This window comes from Cellulosimicrobium sp. SL-1 (assembly GCF_011033075.1).
In the GTDB taxonomy this organism is placed as follows: domain Bacteria; phylum Actinomycetota; class Actinomycetes; order Actinomycetales; family Cellulomonadaceae; genus Cellulosimicrobium; species Cellulosimicrobium funkei.
Genome location: NZ_JAACJC010000006.1, coordinates 227239 through 246485 on the forward strand (window position 1 = coordinate 227239; position 19247 = coordinate 246485).

The 19247-nt window shown below is 73.2% G+C and carries 13 protein-coding genes and 1 tRNA gene; 11 read left to right on the forward strand and 3 right to left on the reverse strand.

Features of this window, described 5'->3' with window-relative positions:
• The first annotated feature begins 66 nt into the window (after positions 1-66).
• From gltB to GWJ10_RS11355, 6 genes are all read left to right on the forward strand, one after another.
• A complete protein-coding gene (gene gltB, locus GWJ10_RS11330) occupies positions 67-4650 on the forward strand; it encodes a glutamate synthase large subunit (RefSeq protein WP_061267745.1) in 4584 nt (1527 codons plus the stop codon).
• Complete coding sequence (locus GWJ10_RS11335; RefSeq protein WP_163187508.1) at positions 4643-6109, forward strand: glutamate synthase subunit beta; 1467 nt, start codon at positions 4643-4645, stop codon at positions 6107-6109. The genes gltB and GWJ10_RS11335 overlap by 8 nt, the downstream gene beginning before the upstream one ends.
• A gap of 112 nt (positions 6110-6221) precedes the next feature.
• Positions 6222-7652, forward strand: a complete 1431-nt coding sequence (gene pyk, locus GWJ10_RS11340; RefSeq protein ID WP_061267747.1) for a pyruvate kinase — start codon at positions 6222-6224, stop codon at positions 7650-7652.
• A gap of 157 nt (positions 7653-7809) precedes the next feature.
• A complete protein-coding gene (locus tag GWJ10_RS11345) occupies positions 7810-8676 on the forward strand; it encodes a nucleotidyltransferase domain-containing protein (protein WP_061267748.1) in 867 nt (288 codons plus the stop codon).
• Positions 8677-8734: 58 nt separating this feature from the next.
• On the forward strand, positions 8735-9091 hold the full coding sequence (locus tag GWJ10_RS11350) for a hypothetical protein (protein ID WP_163187510.1): 357 nt from the start codon (positions 8735-8737) through the stop codon (positions 9089-9091).
• Between the two features lie 157 nt (positions 9092-9248).
• Positions 9249-10073 (forward strand): alpha/beta fold hydrolase, encoded by an 825-nt coding sequence (locus tag GWJ10_RS11355; protein ID WP_061267750.1) that lies wholly within the window; start codon positions 9249-9251, stop codon positions 10071-10073.
• A gap of 33 nt (positions 10074-10106) precedes the next feature.
• On the opposite strand, the gene GWJ10_RS11360 is transcribed toward GWJ10_RS11355, so the two are convergent.
• Positions 10107-10180 (reverse strand) — tRNA-Leu (locus tag GWJ10_RS11360).
• A gap of 190 nt (positions 10181-10370) precedes the next feature.
• Here GWJ10_RS11360 and GWJ10_RS11365 point away from each other — a divergent pair.
• Entirely contained in the window at positions 10371-10991 is a 621-nt protein-coding gene (locus GWJ10_RS11365) for a response regulator (RefSeq protein WP_044144409.1), read from the forward strand.
• 235 nt (positions 10992-11226) lie between these two features.
• Entirely contained in the window at positions 11227-11892 is a 666-nt protein-coding gene (locus tag GWJ10_RS11370) for a GNAT family N-acetyltransferase (protein ID WP_021482502.1), read from the forward strand.
• 37 nt (positions 11893-11929) lie between these two features.
• On the opposite strand, the gene GWJ10_RS11375 is transcribed toward GWJ10_RS11370, so the two are convergent.
• Positions 11930-12313, reverse strand: a complete 384-nt coding sequence (locus GWJ10_RS11375) for a hotdog fold thioesterase (RefSeq protein ID WP_043651213.1) — start codon at positions 12311-12313, stop codon at positions 11930-11932.
• Between the two features lie 100 nt (positions 12314-12413).
• Here GWJ10_RS11375 and polA point away from each other — a divergent pair, with 100 nt between their 5' ends.
• Positions 12414-15119, forward strand: coding sequence for a DNA polymerase I (gene polA / locus GWJ10_RS11380; RefSeq protein WP_163187514.1), 2706 nt, complete (start codon positions 12414-12416; stop codon positions 15117-15119).
• A gap of 10 nt (positions 15120-15129) precedes the next feature.
• On the opposite strand, the gene GWJ10_RS11385 is transcribed toward polA, so the two are convergent.
• A complete protein-coding gene (locus GWJ10_RS11385; RefSeq protein WP_163187515.1) occupies positions 15130-15999 on the reverse strand; it encodes a class I SAM-dependent methyltransferase in 870 nt (289 codons plus the stop codon).
• 338 nt (positions 16000-16337) lie between these two features.
• Here GWJ10_RS11385 and GWJ10_RS11390 point away from each other — a divergent pair, with 338 nt between their 5' ends.
• Together GWJ10_RS11390 and rpsA are read left to right on the forward strand one after the other, a co-directional pair.
• Complete coding sequence (locus tag GWJ10_RS11390; RefSeq protein WP_034651013.1) at positions 16338-17363, forward strand: ATP-dependent 6-phosphofructokinase; 1026 nt, start codon at positions 16338-16340, stop codon at positions 17361-17363.
• Positions 17364-17580: 217 nt separating this feature from the next.
• Positions 17581-19062: a 30S ribosomal protein S1 gene (gene rpsA, locus GWJ10_RS11395; RefSeq protein ID WP_021483115.1), complete on the forward strand. Its 1482-nt coding sequence runs from the start codon at positions 17581-17583 to the stop codon at positions 19060-19062.
• Positions 19063-19247 lie beyond the last annotated feature (185 nt).

A 19247-nucleotide genomic window follows, 5' to 3' on the forward strand; every position in this document is an offset into this window, starting at 1 on the left:
GTCCCGAACCCCCCCAGCTGGAACCAGCCCGGCCGTCTCGGTCGGGCGCCTGTGAGGACGGTGTTGATGACCACGCCGCAGTATCGGGACGCGCACCGGGCACCCGCCCTGTCCGCCCCTCCCACGGCATCCGGTCTGTACGACCCCGCCGCCGAGCACGACGCGTGCGGCGTCGCCTTCGTGGCGACGCTCCGCGGCACGCCCGGACGCGACATCGTGGACGCGGGGCTCACGGCCCTGCTCAACCTGGACCACCGCGGCGCGGTGGGCGCCGAGGAGAACAGCGGCGACGGCGCGGGGATCCTCACGCAGATCCCCGACGCCTTCGTGCGCGACGTGGTCGACGCCGAGCTCCCGCCCGCCGGGCACTACGCCATCGGCATGGCGTTCCTCCCGCAGGACCCCGAGGCGGCCGCCACCACGGCCCGCGCGGTCGAGGCGATCGCCGCCGAGGAGAAGCTCGAGGTCCTCGCCTGGCGCGATGTCCCCGTGACGGCCGACCTCGTAGGCCCGAGCGCGCGCGCCTCGATGCCGTTGTTCCGTCAGGTCGTCGTGGCCGACCCGTCGCGCGAGCTGGCCGGCGTCGACCTCGACCGCCGGACCTACCGCCTGCGCAAGCGCGCGGAGAACGAGCTCGGTCTCTTCTTCGCGTCGCTGTCGGCGCGCACGCTCACCTACAAGGGCATGCTCACGACGGCGCAGCTCGAGCCGTTCTTCCCCGACCTGTCCGACCCGCGGTACGCGAGCGAGATCGCGCTCGTGCACTCGCGGTTCTCGACGAACACGTTCCCGTCCTGGCCGCTCGCGCAGCCGTTCCGGATGATCGCGCACAACGGCGAGATCAACACGGTGCGCGGCAACCGGAACTGGATGGCCGCGCGCGAGGGCACGCTCGCGAGCGACGCCCTCGGCGACCTCGCGCCGCTGCTCCCGGTCTGCTCCGACGGCTCGAGCGACTCGGCGAGCTTCGACGAGGTGCTGGAGCTGCTGCACCTGTCGGGCCGCTCGCTGCCGCACGCCGTGCTCATGATGGTCCCGGAGGCGTGGGAGAACCACGCCGAGATGGACCCGGACCTGCGCGCGTTCTACGAGTACCACTCGACGCTCATGGAGCCGTGGGACGGCCCCGCGTGCCTCAACTTCACCGACGGCACCCTCATCGGCGCGGTCCTCGACCGCAACGGCCTGCGCCCCGGGCGCTACTGGGTCACGGAGGACGGCCTCGTCGTGCTCGCGAGCGAAGCGGGCGTGCTCGACCTCGACCCCGCGACGATCGTCCGCAAGGGCCGTCTCGAGCCGGGCCGCATGTTCCTCGTCGACACCGGCCAGGGCCGGATCATCGAGGACGAGGAGATCAAGTCCCAGCTCGCGGCGCAGCGCCCGTACGCGCGGTGGGTCGCGGAGAACGCGGTCTACCTCGACCAGCTCCCCGAGCGCGAGCACGTCGCGCACAGCCCCGCGTCGGTCGAGCGCCGCCAGCGTGCCTTCGGGTACACGCAGGAGGAGCTCAAGGTCATCCTCACCCCGATGGCCAACACGGGCGCCGAGCCCCTCGGCGCCATGGGCACGGACACGCCCATCGCCGTCCTCGCGAAGCGCCCGCGCCTGCTCTTCGACTACTTCACGCAGATGTTCGCGCAGGTCACGAACCCGCCGCTCGACGCGATCCGCGAGGAGCTCGTCACGTCGATCGGCGGGGCGATCGGCCCCGAGCCGAACCTGCTCGTCGACACCCCGGAGCACGCGCGCAAGCTCATGCTGCCGTTCCCGGTGCTCGACAACGACCAGCTCGCGAAGATCATCCGCGTCGACAAGGACCCGAACCTCGCGGGCGTCTTCCGCGCCGTGACGATCAAGGGCCTGTACCGCGTCGCGGGCGGCGGCGAGTCGCTGCTCGCGCGGCTCGAGGAGATCTTCGCCGAGGTCGACGCGCACGTCGCCGCCGGCGCGAGCTTCATCGTGCTGTCGGACCGCGACTCGGACGCCGAGCACGCGCCGATCCCGTCGCTCCTGCTGTCGAGCGCGGTGCACCACCACCTCCTGCGGCGTCACACGCGCACGCAGGTGTCGCTCGTCGTCGAGGCGGGGGACGTGCGCGAGGTGCACCACGTCGCGCTCCTCATCGGCTACGGCGCCGCCGCGGTGAACCCCTACCTCGCCATGGAGACCGTCGAGGATCTCGCGCGCCGCGGCTACCTCGCGGTCGACCCGGCCAAGGCTGTCGCGAACCTCATCAAGGGCCTCGGCAAGGGCGTCCTCAAGGTCATGAGCAAGATGGGCATCTCGACCATCTCCTCCTACCGCGGCGCCCAGGTCTTCGAGGCCGTGGGTCTCTCGCACGACCTCGTGCAGGCGTTCTTCACGGGCACGACGTCGCGCCTCAGCGGGATCGGGCTCGACGTCGTCGCGGCCGAGGTCGCGGCGCGCCACGTGGACGCGTACCCGCGCTCCGGCAACCACCGCCCGCACGTCCGCCTGACCACGGGCGGCGAGTACCAGTGGCGCCGCGACAGCGAGGAGCACCTGTTCGACCCGGAGACGGTCTTCCGTCTCCAGCACTCGACGCGCGAGCGCCGGTTCGACATCTTCCGCGAGTACACGCACCGCGTGGACGAGCAGTCCTCGCGGCTCATGACGCTGCGCGGCCTCCTCGAGCTGCGCGAGGGCGAGCGCCCCGCGGTGCCGCTCGACGAGGTCGAGCCCGTGAGCGAGATCGTCAAGCGCTTCAACACCGGCGCGATGTCGTACGGCTCCATCTCGGCCGAGGCCCACGAGACCCTCGCGATCGCGATGAACCGCCTCGGCGGTCGGTCGAACACGGGCGAGGGCGGCGAGGACCCGGAGCGCCTGTACGACCCGGAGCGTCGCTCGAAGGTCAAGCAGATCGCGTCGGGCCGCTTCGGCGTCACGAGCGAGTACCTGACGAACGCCGACGACATCCAGATCAAGCTCGCCCAGGGCGCCAAGCCCGGCGAGGGCGGTCAGCTCCCGGGCCACAAGGTGTACCCGTGGGTCGCGAAGACCCGGCACTCCACGCCGGGCGTCGGCCTCATCTCGCCGCCGCCGCACCACGACATCTACTCGATCGAGGACCTCGCGCAGCTCATCCACGACGCGAAGAACGCGAACCCGGCGGCGCGCGTCCACGTCAAGCTCGTCTCCGAGTTCGGCGTCGGCACGGTCGCGACGGGCGTGTCCAAGGCGCACGCGGACGTCGTCCTCATCTCGGGCCACGACGGCGGCACGGGCGCGAGCCCGCTCACGTCGCTCAAGCACGCGGGCACGCCGTGGGAGATCGGCCTCGCCGAGACGCAGCAGACCCTCGTGCTCAACAACCTGCGCGACCGCATCGTCGTGCAGGTCGACGGGCAGATGAAGACCGGGCGCGACGTCGTCGTGGCCGCGCTGCTCGGGGCCGAGGAGTTCGGCTTCGCGACCGCGCCGATGGTCGTCTCGGGCTGCGTCATGATGCGCGTGTGCCACCTGGACACGTGCCCGGTGGGCGTCGCGACGCAGAACCCGGAGCTGCGGGCCCGCTTCACGGGCAAGCCGGAGTTCGTCGTGAACTTCTTCGAGTTCATCGCGGAGGAGGTGCGCGAGTACCTGGCACGCCTCGGGTTCCGGAGCATCGAGGAGGCGATCGGCCACGTCGAGTACCTGGACACGCGCCAGGCGATCGACCACTGGAAGGCGCAGGGTCTCGACCTCGCGCCCATCCTCGAGAAGCCCGTCCCCGTCGAGGGCGCGTCGCTGCGGAACACGACGACGCAGGACCACGGCCTGGAGAAGGCGCTCGACAACCAGCTCGTCGCGCTGGCCGAGGACGCGCTCGAGCGGCGCGAGCCGGTGCGGATCTCGCTGCCGGTCCGCAACGTCAACCGCACGGTCGGCACGATGCTCGGCCACGAGGTGACCAAGCGCTTCCGCGGCGAGGGCCTGCCGGACGACACGATCGACGTGACCCTCACGGGGTCCGCCGGCCAGTCGCTCGGCGCCTTCCTCCCGCGCGGCGTCACGCTGCGCCTGTTCGGGGACGCGAACGACTACGTCGGCAAGGGCCTGTCGGGCGGGCGGATCGTCGTGCGGCCGGACCGCAACGCGGTCCTCACCGGGTCGAGCAACGTCGTCGCCGGGAACGTCATCGGCTACGGCGCGACGTCGGGCGAGATCTTCCTGCGCGGTCGCGTCGGGGAGCGCTTCGGCGTCCGCAACTCGGGCGCGACGCTCGTCGTCGAGGGCGTGGGCGACCACGGGTGCGAGTACATGACGGGCGGCACGGTCGTCGTGCTGGGCCCGACCGGGCGCAACTTCGGCGCCGGCATGTCCGGCGGCACCGCGTACGTGCTCGACCTGCGCGAGAGCGCCGTGAACACGAGCGCGCTCGCGACCGGCGAGCTCGGGCTGAGCCCGCTCGAGGACGCCGAGGTCGCGCTCGTCGAGCGGCTCGTCCGCCGTCACCACGAGGAGACCGGCTCGCCGCTCGCGGCCGAGCTGCTCGAGGACTTCGCCACGGCGGTGCAGCGCTTCACGCGCGTCCTGCCGACCGACTTCGCCCGCATGCGCTCGGCGCTCGAGAAGGCCGAGTCGGCCGGTCTCGACCCGGCCGCGCCCGGCGTGTGGGACCAGATCTTGGAGGTGGCCCGTGGCTGACCCCCGCGGATTCCTGAAGGTGCGGGAGCGCGAGCTCCCGCCGAACCGCCCGGTGGCCGTGCGCCTGCGGGACTGGAAAGACGTGCACGCGCACCTCGAGGAGGGCCAGCCGTTCCTCAAGGAGCAGGCGGGCCGCTGCATGGACTGCGGCATCCCGTTCTGCCACCAGGGCTGCCCGCTCGGGAACCTCATTCCCGAGTGGAACGACCTCGTCTACCGCGAGCAGTGGGCCGACGCGATCGACCGCCTCCACGAGACGAACAACTTCCCGGAGTTCACCGGGCGCGTGTGCCCGGCGCCGTGCGAGTCGAGCTGCGTGCTCGGCATCAACCAGCCGCCCGTGACGATCAAGAACGTCGAGGTCTCGATCATCGACGAGGCGTTCGACCGTGGGTACGTCACGCCCCAGGTGCCGCAGCGGCTCACGGGCTTCACGGTCGCGGTCGTCGGGTCCGGCCCCGCCGGGCTCGCCGCCGCGCAGCAGCTCACGCGCGCCGGGCACACCGTCGCGGTGTACGAGCGCGACGACGCCGTCGGAGGCCTGCTGCGCTACGGCATCCCCGACTTCAAGCTCGAGAAGCACCACATCGACCGCCGCGTCGCGCAGATGGAGGCCGAGGGCACGCGGTTCCGCCCCGGCGTCGAGATCGGCGTCGACATCACGTGGGACGACCTGCGGGCGCGCTACGACGCCGTCGTGGTCGCGACCGGCGCGACGGTGCCGCGCGACCTGTCGGTGCCCGGGCGCGAGCTCGACGGCATCCACTTCGCGATGGACTTCCTGCACCAGGCGAACGCGGTCGTGGCGGGGCACGAGGTGCCCGACCAGATCACGGCCACGGGCAAGCACGTCATCGTCATCGGTGGCGGCGACACGGGCTCGGACTGCCTCGGCACCTCGCTGCGCCAGGGCGCGGCGAGCGTCACGACGCTCGCGATCGGCAAGCAGCCGCCGCTCGAGCGGTCCGCGACCCAGCCGTGGCCGACCGACCCGATCGTGTTCGAGGTGTCCTCGTCCCACGAGGAGGGCGGCGAGCGCGAGTTCCTCGCGTCGACCGTCGCGTTCCTCGGTGACGAGAACGGGGCCGTGCGCGCGCTGCGCGTCGCGGAGACCGAGTACCTGCCCGATGGCCGTCGCGTGCCCAAGGAGGGCACCGAGCGCGAGATCCCCGCGGACCTCGTGCTCGTCGCGATGGGCTTCACCGGACCGGAGACGGCTGCCCTCACGACCCAGACCGGCGCGGACCTCACGGGGCGCGGCCTCGTGGCGCGCGGCGACGACTTCGCGTCGTCGCTGCCCGGGGTCTTCGTGGCCGGCGACGCCGGTCGTGGGCAGTCGTTGATCGTGTGGGCGATCGCCGAGGGGCGGGCGGCGGCGGCATCCGTCGACGCCTACCTTCAGGGAGGGACCGAGCTGCCCGCGCCCGTGCGCGCGAACACCGTGTCCTTGCGCGCTTGACGTGCACCCCGACGTCGGATGTCCGGCGCCGGGACGATGAGCGGGGCATCCTAGGGAGGGGCACCCCGCGACGACCGGCTCCTGGCCGGTCGGAAGACTAGAGGCTGGAGATATGCGCAGAGCAAAGATCGTCTGCACCATCGGACCCGCGACCGAGTCGAAGGAGCAGCTCCGCGCGCTCGTCGACGCGGGCATGGACGTGGCGCGGATCAACCGCAGCCACGGCAGCGCCGAGGAGCACGCGGCCGTCTACCACGGCGTGCGCGAGGCCGCCGCCGAGTCGGGCCGCTCCGTGGCGGTCCTCGTCGACCTCCAGGGGCCGAAGATCCGTCTGGGCCGCTTCGCGGGCGACGAGAAGCACTGGCTCGAGGAGGGCGACACCTTCACGATCACGACCGAGGACGTCGTCGGCACCAAGGAGCTCGTCTCCACGACGCACAAGGGCCTGCCGGGCGACGCCCGCGTCGGCGACCCGATCCTCATCGACGACGGCAAGGTGCTCGTCCGCGTCACCGCCGTCGAGGGCCCGCGCGTCGTCACGCGCGTCGAGGTCGCCGGCCCGGTGTCGAACAACAAGGGCCTGAACCTCCCGGGTGTCGCGGTCTCCGTGCCGGCGCTCTCCGAGAAGGACCAGGACGACCTGCGCTGGGCCCTCAAGCTCGGCGCGGACATCATCGCGCTGTCGTTCGTGCGGTCCGCGAAGGACTTCGAGGACGTCAAGCGGATCATGGACGAGGAGGGCCGCACGGTCCCCGTCGTCGCCAAGATCGAGAAGCCGCAGGCCGTCGACAACCTCGCCGAGATCGTCGACGCGTTCGACGGCGTCATGGTCGCCCGCGGCGACCTCGCGGTCGAGCTCCCGCTGGAGCAGGTGCCGCTCGTCCAGAAGCGCATCGTCGAGCTCGCGCGTCGCAACGCGAAGCCCGTCATCGTCGCCACGCAGGTGCTCGAGTCCATGACGAACTCGCCGCGCCCGACGCGCGCCGAGGCGTCCGACTGCGCCAACGCCGTCCTCGACGGCGCCGACGCGGTCATGCTCTCGGGCGAGACGAGCGTGGGCGAGTACCCGATCCTCACGGTCCAGACGATGGCCCGGATCATCGAGGCGACGGAGGAGGCGGGCCGCGAGCGCATCGCGCCGCTCGGCTCGACGCCGCACACCCGCGGTGGCGCCATCACGCGCGCGGCGGCCGAGATCGGCGAGATCCTCGGTGCGAAGTACCTCGCGACGTTCACGCAGTCGGGCGACTCGGCGCGCCGCATGTCGCGCCTGCGCTCGTCCATCCCGCTGCTCGCGTTCACGCCGCGCGAGCACGTGCGCAACGTCCTGTCGCTCACGTGGGGCACGCAGACGTACCAGGTGCCCGAGGTGGAGAACACCGACGCGATGGTCGGCCAGGTCGACACGACCCTGCAGGCCAACGGCCTCGCCGAGGTCGGCGACCTCGTGGTCGTCGTCTCCGGCGCCCCCGTTGGCCAGCCGGGCACGACGAACTCGATCCTCGTGCACAAGATCGGCGACCACTCCGACACCCGGAACTGACGTCCGGAGCTCGCACCGGAGCTGACGCCGCGCGCCCGCCACGGGCGCTCGTGCTGCCCGACGGCGGCGCCCCCTGCGCGGGGGCGCCGCCGTCGGTCGTCCTGCGCGCTCGGGAAAGCCCGCGACACGGCCCCCGGCGCGCCCCTACCCTCGCGGGATGCGAGCCGTGCCTGCGTCCCTGGACCCCACGGTCGTGCGTCGGGTCGACGCGCGGCTGGACGCCGTCGTGCGCGACGAGGGCGTCGCGGTCCCGCTCGCGGTGGAGAGCGGCAGCCGGGCGTGGGGGTTCCCGTCGCCGGACTCGGACTACGACTGCCGCTTCGTGTACGTGCGCCCGGAGGCCGACTACCTCGACCCCTGGCCGCGGCGCGACGTCGTCGAGACGCCGCTCGACGCGGTGCTGGACGTCAACGGGTGGGACCTCGTCAAGGCCGTGCGGCTGCTCGTGCGCGGGAACGCGACGCTGCTGGAGTGGCTGCGCTCGCCGATCGTCTACCGCGGCGACCCCGCGTTCCGCGCGGACCTGCTCGCGCTCGCCGAGCGGGTCGTCGGCCGCGCCGCCGTGCGGCGCCACTACCTGCACGTCGCGCTGGGCCAGCGGGAGCGCTGGTGGACCGCGGACGACGTGCCGCTCAAGAAGCTCTTCTACGTCCTGCGCCCGGCCGCGACGCTGCGCTGGCTGCGCGTGCGGCCGGACGCCGTCCCGCCCATGCGCCTCGCGACGCTGCTCGACGAGGGCGAGGCACCGAGCGCGGTGGTGCAGGAGGCGTCCGGGCTCGTCGCGCTCAAGGCGGTCTCGCGCGAGATGGGCGCGGGCCCGGTCCCGGCCGTGCTCCGCCGGTTCGTCGACGATGAGCTCGCCGCCGCCTCGGCGGCCGCGACGGTGGCGGGAGCCGGGTCCCTGACGGCGCGTTCGGTGGCGGGGGATTTCTTCCGGTCGGCGGTCGCGCGGTACGGCCCGGCGGGGTCGCGTTCGACGGCGGCTGCGGGCGCGCCGGGCGTCGCGTCGGGGGAGTGGCGGTGACCGACGGGCGCGCGCCTCGCTCGAGCGAGCACGGCGGGTCGGCCCTACCCTCGCGTGGGTGACCAGCGACCAGATCGAGGACGTCGACCAGGACCTCTACGCGGCGGCGAGCGACCCCGACGCCGACGGCGCGGCGGCCGCCGCGCGCGAGGCGACCTTTCGTGCGCTCGTCGCGCGCCGCGACGCGCGCGAGACCGCGGAGGCGGCCGCCGGCGTCTGCGAGCAGGTCCATCAGGTGGCGGAGGCCGCCGAGCGCAGCGCGCAGGACGCGCTGAGGTCCGCGACCGTCGCGCACGCCGCCGCTCTCCTCGGCGACGAGGCGATCGCCCGGCAGGCGGCGCGCGACGCGAGCGCCGCCGCCCGGGAGGCCGCGCGCGAGGCGGTCGTGCTGGACAGGGCGCGGCCCGAGCTCTAGACGGCGTCGGTCCGTGCGCGGGGCCCGTCGCCCGTCCGCCCCGTCCCGAGTCCCGCGGCGCCGCTCGTCCTCGCCCTCTACCCTGGGCCCAGCGCTCGGCGACCGCTCGGTGCTGACCATCCAGCCACCGGTCGACGGTGGGAGAGCGAGGTCCGTCGTGCCCCGAGCGCACCGGCGCGGGCGCTCCTCGGGGGGCACGGTCCTTCCGGCCCTCCAGGAGCGCTACGACCTGATCGACGGGGTGCGGGTGTACTCCGTCGTCGCGGAGCCGCACCGGGCAGACCGCCCGGAGGGTCGGGCCGTACCCGCCGACGTGGTCCTCGTGCACGGGCTCGCGCTGTCGACGCGGTACCTGGAGCCGGGCGTCCGCCGGCTCGGGACGGACCGCCGCACCGCCGCCCTGGACCTGCCGGGCGTCGGGCGCAGCGGCCGACCGCCGCACCTGCCGTCGATGGCCGAGATGGCGGACGTCGTGGCCCGCTGGATGGACGGGCTCGGCATGACGGGCGCGGACGTCGTCGGGCACTCGTTGGGCTGCCAGATCGTCAGCCATCTCGCCGCGGAGCGGCCCGACCTGGTCCGGCGGGTCGTGCTCGTCGGCCCCTCCCGGGACCCGGAGCACCCCCGGTGGTGGCAGAGCGCGTGGCGCCTGCTCCTCGACGGCCCGCGCGAGAGGTGGTCGCTGCTGCCGATCGCCGTCGTGGACTACCTGCGTGCCGGTCCGGTCGCGGCGGTGCGGGCCCTGAAGCAGGCGCGCCGCGCCGAGGTCAGCCACCTGGTGCAGAGCATCACGCAGCCCGTCCTCGTGGTCGTCGGGGACCGCGACCCGCTCGTCTCGGGGACGTGGGCCCGCCGCCTCGTCGACGCGCTGCCCGACGGGCGGCTCGTCACGGTCCCGGGGGCTCCGCACGGGCTGCCGTACTCGAGCGTCGAGTCCTTCGTCGCGACGACGCGGGAGTTCCTCGACCGCGACGAGCCGTGACGTCGAGCACCGTACGCCTGCCGAGATGAGGGGTGCCCCGGGTGGGATTCGAACCCACACTGGATCGGGTTTGAGCCGAACGCCTCTGCCGGTTGGGCTACCGGGGCCGCGCGCGGAGGTGTCCAGCCGGGTTCCGCCGCGCGGGCACCATCGAACCACACGCGCGCGCCTTCACGAGAATCACACTCCTCGGAGGGTGAAACGCGGGGGCGGCACCCGGTGCGGCGCACTACGATGAGTCCCGTGAGTGACCAGACAGCGCAGCCCGAGGACAAGCAGCCGCTCGACCTGCCCCCGATGATCGAGCCCGAGCCCGCCGCCACCCCCGCCCCGTCGGGTCGCGCCGCGCGCCGCGCCGTCGTCGCGGAGGACGAGGCCCTGATCCGTCTCGACGTCGTCGAGACGCTGCGGGACGCCGGGTTCGACGTCGTCGGCGAGGCCGGCGACGGTGCGACGGCGGTGAAGCTGGCGCTCGAGCTCAAGCCCGACGTCGTGGTCATGGACGTGAAGATGCCCGAGCTCGACGGCATCTCCGCGGCGGAGCAGATCGGCAAGGCGCACGCCGCCCCGGTCGTCCTGCTGACGGCGTTCTCGCAGGCGGAGCTCGTCGAGCGGGCGCGCGACGCCGGCGCCATGGCGTACGTCGTCAAGCCGTTCACCCCGGCTGACCTGCTGCCTGCGGTCGAGATCGCGATCTCGCGCTACTCGCAGATCTCGGCCCTCGAGTCCGAGGTGGCCGACCTCGCGGAGCGCTTCGAGACGCGCAAGCGCGTCGACCGTGCGAAGGGCCTGCTCATGACGAAGATGGGCCTGTCGGAGCCGGAGTCGTTCCGCTGGATCCAGAAGACGTCGATGGACCGCCGCCTCACGATGCGCGAGGTCGCGGACGCCGTCATCGAGCAGGTCGGCGGCGCCTGAGCCGCCCGCCACGCCCGGCGCGCCGCGCGGGGGTCCTGATCAGGACCTTTGTCACGGGGCTCCGGGCGGGCTATCGTCTTGGACTGGCGTCCAGCAGTTCCGGGGCGGTGAACACGGTCGCCACGTAGTGCTCATGTCGACGGCCGACGGTGCTGTCCGAGCGACGTGGACCTTCTCACGCCCCACGTCCCTCGGTGCCGCCGCCGGTCCCACGGTGCGAACGAGGAGGAGCGCAGTGCGCCCAGCAGTGGAGGTCAGGCCCGCGGTCGGTGACGACCTGCCGGGGATCGCTGTGCTGTGCTCGGAGGCACGCCGCGAGTCGGCGTCCGGGGCGCAGATCTGCGCGCCCGACGAGGACCGCCTGGTCCGGCACCTGTCGGTGCTGCTCACCCTGCCCGGCGGCAACGTGCTCGTCGCCCTGCACGACGGCCGCCCCGTCGGGTTCGTCCTGGCCCGCGTGCTCGACCCGCACCTGTTCGCGGACGAGCCGAGCCTGTACGTCGAGGCGGTGTACGTGGGGGAGGACGCCCGGCGCCGCGGCGTGGGTCACGCGCTCCTCAGCGCGACGGCCGAGCTCGCCGCGTCGTCCGGCGCGACGCACGTCTACTCCGTGCCCATCCCCGGTTCCCGAGGCGTGCAGCGCTTCCTCGCGCGACTGGGCTTCGGCCCGGTGGCCGGGCACCGCGTCGTCTCGACGGCGGTCCTGCAGCGCCGGCTCGCGGCCGACCTCACCCCGGCCCGCCGGGGCACGCGCTCCCTCGAGGACCTCATCGCGCGCCGTCGGCGCGCCCGCACCGAGACGATGTCGGGGCCGGTCGACCTGCGCGAGTTCCAGGCCGAGTACAACAGCCGCGCGGGCGTGGTGACGCCGGCCGACACGCGCGAGACCCTGCCCGGCTGAGCCGGGCTCTCGCGCCCTGCGGCCGGCGTCGCCCCGGTCAGCCCTGCGCGAGGATCATGCACGTGAGGCGCGCCGTGCACACGCGGCGCCCCTCGTCGTCGGACACGACGATCTCGTAGCTCGCCGTCGTGCGCCCGCGGTGCACCGCGACCGCCTCGCCGTGCACCCAGCCGTCGCGCACCCCCCGGTGGTGCGTCGCGTTCACCTCGATGCCCACGGCCGCGCGGCCGGGCCCGCCGTGCAGCTGCGCGGCGATGGACCCCAGCGTCTCGGCGAGGACGACGGACGCGCCCCCGTGCAGCAGCCCCGCGGGCTGCGTGTTGCCCGCCACGGGCATGCGTGCGGTGACACGGTCGGCCCCCACCTCGCCCAGCTCGATGCCCATGCGCTCGATGAGCGTCCCCTCGGTGCGCAGGCCCATCGCCTCGTAGGCGTGGCGCGGGGCGTCGGGTGTCGACGGCGTGGCGGGGGACGGCGTCCCGGTCCGGGCGGCGTTCTGGTCGGAACCGTGCGTGTGGGTCATGGGCGATAGGTTGGCACCCGTGACGACCTCCGCGCGACCTCGCCTCCTGCTCATCGACGGACACTCCATGGCCTACCGCGCGTTCTTCGCGCTCCCGGCGGAGAACTTCTCGACGACCACGGGGCAGCACACGAACGCGGTCTACGGGTTCACCTCGATGCTCATCAACCTCCTGCGGGACGAGGAGCCCACGCACGTCGCCGTCGCGTTCGACGCCGGGCGCCAGTCCTTCCGCACCGAGATCCTGCCCAGCTACAAGGGCACGCGGGAGTCCACCCCCGAGCCGTTCCGGGGCCAGGTGCCGCTCATCAAGGAGATCCTGGAGACGCTGCACATCCCGACGCTCGAGCGCGAGGGCTACGAGGCCGACGACATCTTCGCGACCCTCGCGACGCAGGGCGCCGCCGCCGGGATGGAGGTGCTCGTCTGCTCGGGGGACCGAGACTCGTTCCAGCTCGTCGGCCCGGACGTCACGGTGCTCTACCCGAAGAAGGGCGTCTCGGAGCTCGCGCGCATGGACAGCGCCGCCGTCGTCGAGAAGTACGGCGTGCCGCCCGAGCGCTACCCGGACCTCGCCGCCCTCGTCGGCGAGACGTCCGACAACCTGCCGGGCATCCCCGGCGTCGGCCCCAAGACGGCCGCCAAGTGGATCACGGCGTACGGCGACCTCGACGGCCTGCTGGACCACGCGGACGAGATCAAGGGCAAGGCGGGGGAGAACCTGCGGGCGCACCTCGACCAGGTCCGCCTCAACCGGCAGCTCAACGCGCTCCTGCGCGACCTCGAGCTGCCGGTCGGCCCCGACGACCTCGCGACCCGTCCCTGGGACCGCGAGGCCGCCCACCGCGTGCTCGACGCCCTGGAGTTCCGCGCCCTGCGCGACCGGCTCTTCGCGATCGCCCCCGAGGGCGAGGTCGAGGCCGAGGCGGGGTTCGACGTCGCGCTCGCCGACGTCCTGCCGGGGGGCCTGGGCGCCTGGCTGGCCGAGCACGGCACGCGCCCGCTGGGCGTCGAGGTGGCCGGCAAGGCCGTGCCGGGCGGCGGGGACGCGTGGGGCCTCGCGGTGTCCGACGACGCCGGGGCGGCCGTCGCGCTCGAGCTCGCCGACATCGCGGGCGCCGACGACGAGGCGCTCGCCGCGTGGCTCGCCGACCCGGAGCGGCCCAAGGTCGTGCACGGCGCGAAGTCGGCCTGGCACGAGCTCGCGGCGCGCGGCTACGACCTCGCGGGCGTCACGTTCGACACCGAGCTCGCCGCGTACCTGTGCCACCCCGACCAGCGGGGCTACGACCTGGGCGACCTCGTCGTGCGGCACCTGCACCGCGAGCTCCGCCCGGACACGGAGGCGGGCAACGACGCGCAGGGCGCGCTCGACCTCTCGCTCGACGGCAGCGGCGAGCAGGAGCGCGACGCGGTGCGCGCGCTCGCCGTCGCCCAGCTCGGCGAGGTCCTCGCGGGCGAGCTCGAGGACCGGGGGGCCACGACGCTCCTCGCCGACCTCGAGCTGCCGCTGTCCCAGGTGCTCGCGCGCATGGAGCAGCGCGGCATCGCGGCGGACGTCACGTACCTGCGCGAGCTCGAGCAGCACTTCGGCGACCTCGTCGCGACCGCCGCGTCGGAGGCCTACGCCGTCATCGGGCGCGAGGTGAACCTGGGCTCCCCGAAGCAGCTCCAGGAGGTGCTGTTCGACCAGCTCGGGATGCCCAAGACGAAGAAGATCAAGACGGGCTACACGACCGACGCGTCGGCGCTCGCGGACCTCTTCGTCAAGACGCAGCACCCGTTCCTCGAGCACCTGCTCGCCCACCGCGACGCGTCGCGGCTGCGCCAGACGGTCGAGGGGCTGCTGAAGTCCGTCGCCGACGACGGCCGCATCCACACGACGTTCCAGCAGACGATCGCGGCGACGGGCCGGCTCAGCTCGACCGACCCGAACCTCCAGAACATCCCGATCCGCACCGAGGCGGGCCGGCGCATCCGGCGCGCGTTCGTCGTCGGCGAGGGCTACGAGACGCTCATGACGGCCGACTACAGCCAGATCGAGATGCGCATCATGGCGCACCTCTCGGGCGACGAGGGTCTCATCGAGGCGTTCCGGTCCGGGGAGGACCTGCACTCCTACGTCGGGTCGCGCGTGTTCGAGGTCCCGGCGGCCGAGGTCACGCCCGCGATGCGCTCGAAGATCAAGGCGATGTCGTACGGCCTCGCGTACGGGTTGTCGGCGTTCGGGCTCTCGCAGCAGCTCACCATCGAGGTGGGCGAGGCCCAGAAGCTCATGGACGACTACTTCGAGCGCTTCGGCGGCGTGCGCGACTACCTCACGGGCGTCGTCGACGAGGCGCGGGCCACGGGCTACACGGCGACCATCCTCGGGCGCCGCCGGTACCTGCCCGACCTCACGAGCGACAACCGGCAGCGCCGCCAGATGGCGGAGCGCATGGCCCTCAACGCGCCGATCCAGGGCAGCGCGGCCGACATCATCAAGGTCGCGATGCTCAACGTGCAGCGGGCGCTCGACGAGCGCGGGCTGCGCTCACGGCTGCTCCTCCAGGTGCACGACGAGCTCGTGGTCGAGGTCGCCCACGGCGAGCGCGACGCCGTCGAGGAGGTGCTGCGCACGCAGATGGGCGCGGCGGCGGACCTCGACGTGCCGCTCGACGTCTCGGTCGGCGTCGGTGCCACGTGGCACGAGGCGGGTCACTGACCCGGGCGCGTCAGCCCGGGAGGCGCGTGCGGAAGATCGCCGTCCCGGGCAGGTAGGCGCCACGCACCGGTCCCCAGCCGCCCCACACCTCGGTGTTGTCGGCGGGCCACTCGGGCTCGACGACGTCGCGCAGCTCCAGCCCGGCGGCGACCACCTCGCGCACGTGGTCGCCCAGGGTGCGGTGGTACTCGGCGTAGACGACACGGCCGGCGGCGTCGGTCTCGACGTAGGGCCGGCGGTCGAAGTAGGACCGGTTCGCGGTCAGCCCGCGCTCGCTCGGGTCGTCGGGGAACGCCCACCGCATTGGGTGCGTCACCGAGAACGTCCACGTGCCGCCGGGCCGCAGCACGCGTGCGACCTCGCGGTGGACGGCCGCCGCGTCGGGCACGAACGGGATCGCGCCGAACGAGGTGAACGCGACGTCGAACGTGGCGTCGGCGAACGGGAGCCGGCGCGCGTCGGCCTGGACGGCCGGGACGCGCACGCCCGTCGCCCGGTCCAGCGCCGCCCCCGCGGCGAGCATGCCGCCGGACACGTCCGTCGCGACGACCTCCGCTCCCTGCGTCTCGAGCCAGCGCGAGCACTGTGCCGCGCCCGCGCCGACCTCGAGCACCCGGCGTCCCGCGACGTCGCCGAGCAGACGCGCGTCCCGCTCGCGCAGGCCCTCCGGGCACCAGCAGAAGTCCGCCGCGCCGAGGAAGGTCCCGTGCTCGTGGAGGTACTCCTGCGCGTTGGCGTCCCACCACCCGCGGCCGGCGCGGCCGCCCTCGGTCGCGGGCACGTCGCGGTAGCCGGCGTCGGCGGTCGGACCGGGGGCCGCGCCGGGGATCGCCCCGGAGGGAGCGACGGCGGGCGGCTCGGGCGAGGAGGACGTGCTCATGCGCCCATTCTCCCGGTCGGCGCGCCATCGCCGCCCCGGCACCTCGACGACGACGGCGCCCATCGCCGGTGCCCACCCTCGCCTCGCCTCGCCCCTCGTCGCGCCGCCGTCGCCAGGGGCCAGGAGCGGGGCCGGTGACCGCGCGCGAGGCGCCCGCCGCACGGCCCGTCCGGTCGGGACCTTGGTCGTCGGCGTGCCCGCGGACCGGGACGGGCGGTGACCCGTCGCGCGGGGGTGGCTAGGGTTGAGGGCGACGCGGTGCCGCGGAGGTCGGCACCTCCGTCGACGCCCGGCATGCGCGCGAGGCCGCGCGACGCGACGACGAGACGGAGGAACAGGTGCGCATCGGACTTCTCACCGGCGGGGGCGACTGCCCCGGGCTGAACGCGGCGATCCGGGCCGTGGTCAAGCAGGGGACGGGGGAGTACGGGCACACCATCATCGGCTTCCGCAACGGCTGGCGCGGCGTCGTCGACGGCGACGTGCACCCGCTCGGTCGCCAGGACATCCGGAACGTCCTGCCCGTGGGCGGCACGCTGCTCGGCACCGCGCGGTTCCACCCGCGCGAGGAGGACGGCAGCATGGACGCCGTGCTCGCGACGGTCGAGGCCGAGCACCTCGACGCCCTGATCTGCATCGGCGGCGACGGCACGCTGCACGCGGCGAGCCGCGTCGCGGAGGCTGGCGTGAAGATCGTCGCCATCCCCAAGACGATCGACAACGACGTCGAGGGCACGGACCTGTCGATCGGGTTCCACACCGCCGTGAACATCGCGACGGAGGCGCTCGACCGCGTGCACACGACTGCGGAGAGCCACAACCGCGTCATGGTGGTCGAGGTCATGGGCCGCCACGCCGGCTGGATCGCGGTCAACGCGGGCATCGCCGGCGGCGCCGAGGTCGTGCTCGCGCCGGAGCAGCCGTTCGACATCGACCAGGTCGTGAAGTTCCTCCGCCACCGGCACCGCGCGCACGCGAACTTCTCGATCGTCGTCGTGGCCGAGGGCGCCGTGCCGCGCGAGGGGTCGTCGATGGAGTTCACGCAGCAGCTCGGCCGGTTCGGGGAGATCGTCGCCGGCTCGATCGGGGAGCGGGTGAGCGCCGAGATCGCGGAGCGCACCGGGTTCGACACCCGGCTCACGGTCCTCGGCCACGTGCAGCGCGGGGGCGAGCCCACGCCGACCGACCGGATCCTCGGCAGCCGCTTCGGCGTCGCGGCCGTGGACGCCGTGAGCGCGGGGACGTCGGGCGTCATGACGGCGCTGCGGGGCGAGCGGGTCGAGCTCGTGCCGCTCGCGGAGGTCGCGGGCCGGCCGAAGCGGGTCCCGGAGGAGCTGCTGCGGGTCGCCCGCGTGCTCGCGTGACGCGGAACCGGTAGCCGGGACGCCCCGGCGGGCCGCGCGAGACGCGTTGACCGCCGGGGTGACACCCGGATAAGGTGGACGGCGGTGCGCTGCGCCTGCCTGCATCCCGAGCCACGACGTCGACCACGACGCCGGAGCGTCCAGGGGCGTCGGCTGGAGACGCGCCGAAAACCCTACCCGCTCGACTACACCTGTCCGCATCGGAGCATCGAACTCAATGACCATCTCTACCCCCGCGAAGTCCGCACCCCAGGTTGCCGTCAACGACATCGGCACCGAGGAGGACTTCCTCGCCGCCGTTGACGCGACCATCAAGTACTTCAACGACGGCGACATCGTCGAAGGCACGATCGTCAAGGTGGACCGCGACGAGGTCCTCCTCGACATCGGCTACAAGACCGAGGGCGTCATCCCCTCCCGCGAGCTGTCCATCAAGCACGACGTGGACCCCGGTGAGGTCGTCAACGTCGGCGACGCGGTCGAGGCCCTCGTCCTCCAGAAGGAGGACAAGGAAGGCCGTCTGATCCTGTCCAAGAAGCGCGCCCAGTACGAGCGCGCCTGGGGCACGATCGAGAAGATCAAGGAGGAGGACGGCGTCGTCACCGGCACCGTCATCGAGGTCGTCAAGGGTGGTCTCATCCTCGACATCGGCCTGCGTGGCTTCCTCCCGGCCTCCCTGGTGGAGATGCGTCGCGTCCGCGACCTCCAGCCGTACGTCGGCAAGGAGATCGAGGCGAAGATCATCGAGCTCGACAAGAACCGCAACAACGTCGTCCTCTCGCGCCGTGCCTGGCTCGAGCAGACGCAGTCCGAGGTCCGCTCCACCTTCCTGCAGACCCTGCAGAAGGGCCAGGTGCGCCCCGGTGTCGTCTCCTCGATCGTCAACTTCGGTGCGTTCGTGGACCTCGGCGGCGTCGACGGCCTCGTGCACGTCTCCGAGCTGTCCTGGAAGCACATCGACCACCCGTCCGAGGTCGTCGAGGTCGGCCAGGAGGTCACGGTCGAGGTCCTGGACGTCGACTTCGACCGCGAGCGCGTCTCGCTGTCGCTGAAGGCGACGCAGGAGGACCCGTGGCAGACGTTCGCCCGGACCCACGCGATCGGTCAGGTCGTCCCGGGCAAGGTCACCAAGCTCGTCCCGTTCGGTGCGTTCGTGCGCGTCGAGGACGGCATCGAGGGCCTCGTGCACATCTCGGAGCTGGCCGTGCGCCACGTCGAGCTGCCGGAGCAGGTCGTCAACGTCGGTGACGAGGTCTTCGTCAAGGTCATCGACATCGACCTCGAGCGCCGCCGCATCTCGCTGTCGCTCAAGCAGGCCAACGAGGGCGTGGACCCGGAGTCGGACGACTTCGACCCCGCGCTCTACGGCATGGCCGCCGAGTACGACGAGCAGGGGAACTACAAGTACCCCGAGGGCTTCGACCCGGAGACCAACGAGTGGCTCGAGGGCTTCGAGGCGCAGCGCGAGGCGTGGGAGGCGGAGTACGCCAAGGCGCACGAGCGCTGGGAGGCGCACCGCAAGCAGGTCGCCGAGGCCGTCAAGGCCGACTACGACGCCGCGTCGGGCGAGACCACGAGCTCCTCGAGCTCGTCGTCCTCCAGCACGTCCTACTCGTCGGCCCCGGCCGCCGAGGCGACGGGCACGCTCGCGTCGGACGAGGCGCTCGCCGCGCTCCGCGAGAAGCTCACGGGCAACTGACCCGGCCGGCGGCCCCGCGCGGGACGCCACGCTGAGCAGACGAAGGCCCGCCACCCCTCGGGGTGGCGGGCCTTCGCCATGCCCGGAACGTGCCCGGGCACTCTCGGCGCCGACCAGGTGGTCCTGGTCCGTCAGCGGCACCGGACGAGCCGGGACCGCCTGGTCGACCGCCCGGGACGGCCTGC